This is a genomic window from Mycobacterium sp. (assembly GCF_051006775.1).
In the GTDB taxonomy this organism is placed as follows: Bacteria; Actinomycetota; Actinomycetes; order Mycobacteriales; family Mycobacteriaceae; genus Mycobacterium.
Genome location: NZ_JBPCSX010000184.1, coordinates 1 through 4,543 on the forward strand (window position 1 = coordinate 1; position 4,543 = coordinate 4,543).

The window sequence follows — 4,543 nt, forward strand, 5'->3', positions numbered from 1 at the left end:
GGACGGCACCGCCGACAAGATCCTGTTCATCACCGCCGGCAGCGGCATCACCCCGGTGATGGGGATGCTGCGCAATATGGCGGCAGAAGTCCGCGACATCGTTCTGGTGCACAGCGCTCCGTCGGCCGAGGACGTCATCTTCGGCGCGGAGCTCCGGACGCTCGCCGAACAAGGGCGCATCCGCCTGGTGGAGATCCACACCACCACCGACGGTCGCGTCGATCCATCGCGGCTCACCGGCCTCGTGGATGACATCCACCAACGCCGAACCTGGGCATGCGGTCCCACCGGGATGCTTACGGCTATCGAAAACCATTGGGCGGCAGCTGGTATCGGCGACCGGTTACGGACCGAACGGTTCCGGGCCGATATCATCGCCACCGGCGACGGCGGCACCATCTCTTTCACCGCCACGGGCGTCGACGTCGACGCACCCGGCGACCGGAGCCTGCTCGACGCCGGCGAATCGGCCGGTGTGCTGATGCCGTCGGGCTGCCGGATGGGCATCTGCTTCGGCTGCGTCGCCCCGCTGCGCCGCGGCGCGGTCCGCGATCTGCGCAACGGCGCACTGACCACCGCGGCTGACAACGTCGTCATCCAAACCTGCATCTCAGCCGCCGCAGGCGACTGCGATATCGAACTCTAGGAGCTACCACCATGACCAACCCCGCCCACCATCTGAGCCCGCAGGACATCGAGACCCTCGGCGCCGAACTGGATGCCATCCGCGAGCAGGTGCTCGACAGTCGCGGTGACCGCGACGCCGCCTACATCCGCACCGTCATCACCAATCAGCGCCGGCTCGAACTCGGCAGCCGCGCCATTCTGCTGTTCTCGCTGTTTCCGCCGGCCTGGGTCGTCGGCACCGTCGGGCTGTCGATCTCGAAAATCATCGAGAACATGGAGATCGGCCACAACGTCATGCATGGCCAGTGGGATTGGATGCGCGACCCGACGATCCACTCCACCAGCTGGGAGTGGGACAACGTCTCGCCGTCGGAGGGGTGGAAGCACTCCCACAACCAACTGCACCACAACTACACCAACGTCCGCGGCAAGGACAACGACCTGGGCTACGGCATCATGCGCGTCGATGAGAACCAGGCCTGGAAGCCCTTCTATCTGGTTCAGCCGCTGTCCAATGCGATCAACGCCTGCATCTTCCAGTACGGGATCGCCTTCTACGACCTCGAGATCGGCAAGTTCCTCAAGGGCCGCGTCGAGAAGGACGACTTCGTCAAACGCGGTAAGAAGGTGCTCGGCAAGATCCGCCGGCACGTGACCCGTGACTACGTATTGCATCCGCTGCTGTCGGGTCCCTCTGCGGTGACCACACTGACCGCCAACCTGACCGCGAACCTGGTCCGCAACCTGTGGACCCACTCGGTCATCATGTGCGGACACTTCCCCGAGGGTGTGCAGACCTTCGAGAAAACCTCCATCGAGGGTGAGACCCGCGGGCAGTGTTATCTGCGTCAGATGCTGGGTTCTGCCAACATCTCCGGCAGTGCGGCAATGCATTTCATGACCGGCAACCTGTCGTATCAGATCGAACATCACCTGTACCCGGACCTGCCGAGCAACCGCTACCAGGAGATCGCACCCCAGGTGCAAGAGATCTTCGAGCGTTACGGTCTGCCCTACGTATCCGGACCGCTGCCGAAACAGGTCGCCTCAGCGTGGAAGAAGATCATCCGGCTGTCGCTGCCGAACAGGGCCGCCGAGCCGGTTGCCGAGACCGCGCCGCCGCTCCGCGAGGCGTCCTGACGGCACCCGGCACACGCGGCCGGGTAGAGGAGTCACCGAGCAGTACGATTCCGGCGTGGGGACCGCCCGCCGGGGCCCGGAAGGAATGCGCCATGCGTACGACAACATTGGTCATCGGGATTGTGGTGACACTGTTCGGAATCCTGTTCACCCTGCAGGGGTTCGGGGCGGTCCAGGGCAGTCCGATGAGCAACACCACGACGTGGTCGGTGCTCGGGCCGATCATCGCCATCGCCGGACTGGTCCTCGCCTTCACCAGCCGGCCGCGCCGCTGATTGGCGCACCACGCCAGTGATGTAACACTTGTCAACATGACCACGGTGTCCTACCACCACGGCAACCTCCGGCAGGCGCTGCTGGAACATGCCGTGGACCTGGCGCGGGCCGGCGGTCCGGATGCGGTGGTGCTGCGGGATGTTCAGCGTGCGGCCGGCGTGAGCAACTCGGCGGCCTACCGGCATTACGCCGACCGGCAGGCCCTGTTGAGTGCGGTCCAGATCCATGGGATGACCCTGCTGGGCGAAGCGATGATCGAGTCGATGGCCGCGGTCCCGACCCGCGGCCCCCGCGACCGGCGCGCGCGTGCTCGCATGCGGGCGACCGGGCAGGCCTACGTTGATTTCGCCCTGGCCGAACCGGGGCTTTTTCGCACCGCCTTCGCCCCAGGCGGCATACACCACACCGATACGGCCGTGTCGCCCGAACGGCATCCGTTCATGATCCTGCGCGGGTGTATCGATGACCTGGTCGCCACCGGAGTTCTCACGCCCGGACGACGCGACGGCCTCGACGAGGCCGCGTGGGCGGCCGTGCACGGTCTGGCGGTGCTCTACATCGACGGACCGCTGTCCGGAGCCGACGCCCACCGCAAGAATCTGATCACCGACCGTCTACTCGATGTCATCGCAGACGGGATTCACTGACACACGATGTTGACAGCGCTAACTTGTGCTGTCATGCTTGCCGATGTTCCTGCTGTCAACATAAGGCGGACACCGATGCTCATCGAATCACCCCGGCGTCTCCGACCGGCTGTGGTTCTGGCTGTCGTACTGGTCGCCTCACTGGCGATCAACGTGGAAACCACGATCGTCAACGTTGCGCTGCCGACACTGAACTCGGCACTGGGCGCGTCAACCCGCGGGCTGCAGTGGATCGTGGACGCATACAACCTCGCCTTCGCCGCACTGGTGCTGGCCGGTGGCACCATCGGCGACAAGTTCGGCCGCCGCGGAACACTGATCGTCGGACTCGGGCTGTTGGCCGCCACCAGTACCGGCGCCGCACTGTGCACCTCGACCGGACCGCTGATCGGCATGCGCCTGCTGATGGGACTCTCTGCGGCGCTGATCTATCCGACCACCCTGGCGATCATCACCGACACCGTCCGCGACCCGAAGCAGCGTGCCGCAGCCATCGGAGCATGGGGTGCGGTGACCGGCCTGGGCGTCGCGATCGGCCCGATCATGGGCGGGGCACTGCTGGAGTCCTTCTGGTGGGGCAGCCTGTTCCTGGCACTGGTTCCGATAGCGCTGCTCGCTGCGCTCGGCGCGCTGGTCTTCATCCCGCCGTCGACGCCGGAGGCCGGCGCGCGACTGGACCGTGGCGGCCTGCTGCTGTCGGTGGTGACGCTCGGAGCGCTGGTCTACACGATCATCGAAGCCCCCGGGTACGGCTGGGCAGCGCCCCGGACCCTCGCCGGTTTCGCCCTGGCACTGGTGTCGCTGGCTGCCTTCGTGTGGTGGGAGCAGCGCCGGGACGACCCACTGATCGACGTCAGCCTGTTCGTGAATCTGCGGTTCAGTGCGGCCAGTGGCGCGGTGACCGTCGCATTCTTCGCCCTCTTCGGCTTCATCTTCCTCATCACGCAGTTCTTCCAGTTGCTGCAGAACTACGGGCCGCTGGAGACCGGGGTTCGGATACTGCCGGTGGCACTGTCCATCGCGATCGGATCGGTGCTGGGCAATGCGCTCGCGGTGACTCGGATCGGCACCAAGGCAGTGGTGTTCGTCGGGCTGCTGATGCTCACCGCGGCATTCGCCTGGGTGGCCACCGTCAGCGTCGACGTCTCCTACCTTGAGGTGGCGTTGCAAATGGTGTTGCTCGGCGGCGGCCTCGGATTGACCACAGCGCCGGCTACCGACTCGGTGATGGGCGTCGTCAAACCTGAACAGGCCGGCGCGGGGTCGGCGGTCAACGACGCGACCCGTCAGATCGGCGGCACGCTGGGCGTTGCGGTGATCGGCAGCATCTTCTCGACGCTCTACATCAACCGGTTGACCGACAGCACAATCCTGCAGGCGCTCCCGCACGCCGCCCAGGACATGGCCAGCGAAGGTCTGGCACAGGGCATCGCGGTCGCGGCCCAGTCACCCGCGCAGATAGCCGGGATGCTTCGCGATGACGTCAGTGACGCGTTCATGTCGGGTCTGCACGGCGGCTGCTTGACCGCCGCGGCAGTGTGCCTCGCCGGAGCCTTCTTCGTCCTCGCGTTCCTACCCGCACACCCCGCCGGCGACCCGGTATGAGCGAAGGGAGTCCACCGGTGATCACACTCGAGAAATACGGACCGTGGGCGGTGATCACCGGCGCCAGCGACGGGATCGGCCAGGCGATCGCCCGCCGCGCCGCCGCCGACGGGTTCAATCTGGTCCTCGCCGCACGCAGTGCAGCGAAGCTGCAGTCACTGGCGACCGAACTGGAACAGGCGCACGGCATCGAGACCCACGTCGTAGCTGTGGATCTGAGCCAACCATCCGGAGCCGCGACCCTTCTC

The 4,543-nt window shown here is 66.0% G+C and carries 6 protein-coding genes; all 6 read left to right on the forward strand.

Going from position 1 to position 4,543, the window contains the following annotated elements; genetic code table 11:
• Positions 1–646: flavin reductase family protein (locus tag ACR2JI_RS13450; protein ID WP_526390725.1), on the forward strand; the 646-nt coding region annotated here is incomplete at its 5' end.
• 11 nt (positions 647–657) lie between these two features.
• Positions 658–1,767 carry a fatty acid desaturase family protein gene (locus ACR2JI_RS13455; RefSeq protein WP_526390727.1) on the forward strand — a complete coding sequence of 370 codons (1,110 nt, stop codon included), beginning with the start codon at positions 658–660 and terminating at the stop codon, positions 1,765–1,767.
• A gap of 92 nt (positions 1,768–1,859) precedes the next feature.
• Positions 1,860–2,042, forward strand: a complete 183-nt coding sequence (locus ACR2JI_RS13460) for a hypothetical protein (protein WP_526390729.1) — start codon at positions 1,860–1,862, stop codon at positions 2,040–2,042.
• 36 nt (positions 2,043–2,078) lie between these two features.
• On the forward strand, positions 2,079–2,690 hold the full coding sequence (locus tag ACR2JI_RS13465; protein ID WP_526390731.1) for a TetR/AcrR family transcriptional regulator: 612 nt from the start codon (positions 2,079–2,081) through the stop codon (positions 2,688–2,690).
• 75 nt (positions 2,691–2,765) lie between these two features.
• Positions 2,766–4,295: an MFS transporter gene (locus ACR2JI_RS13470; protein WP_526390733.1), complete on the forward strand. Its 1,530-nt coding sequence runs from the start codon at positions 2,766–2,768 to the stop codon at positions 4,293–4,295.
• Between the two features lie 17 nt (positions 4,296–4,312).
• Positions 4,313–4,543, forward strand: a 231-nt coding sequence (locus ACR2JI_RS13475; protein ID WP_526390735.1) for an SDR family NAD(P)-dependent oxidoreductase, incomplete at its 3' end; no start/stop codon positions are given.

What these genes read in the sequence shown, in the direction of transcription:
- ACR2JI_RS13465 (WP_526390731.1), top strand. Translation starts at nt 2,079, where the DNA reads ATGACCACGGTGTCCTACCACCACGGCAACCTCCGGCAGGCGCTGCTG.
- ACR2JI_RS13470 (WP_526390733.1), top strand. Translation starts at nt 2,766, where the DNA reads ATGCTCATCGAATCACCCCGGCGTCTCCGACCGGCTGTGGTTCTGGCT.
- ACR2JI_RS13455 (WP_526390727.1), top strand. Translation starts at nt 658, where the DNA reads ATGACCAACCCCGCCCACCATCTGAGCCCGCAGGACATCGAGACCCTC.
- ACR2JI_RS13460 (WP_526390729.1), top strand. Translation starts at nt 1,860, where the DNA reads ATGCGTACGACAACATTGGTCATCGGGATTGTGGTGACACTGTTCGGA.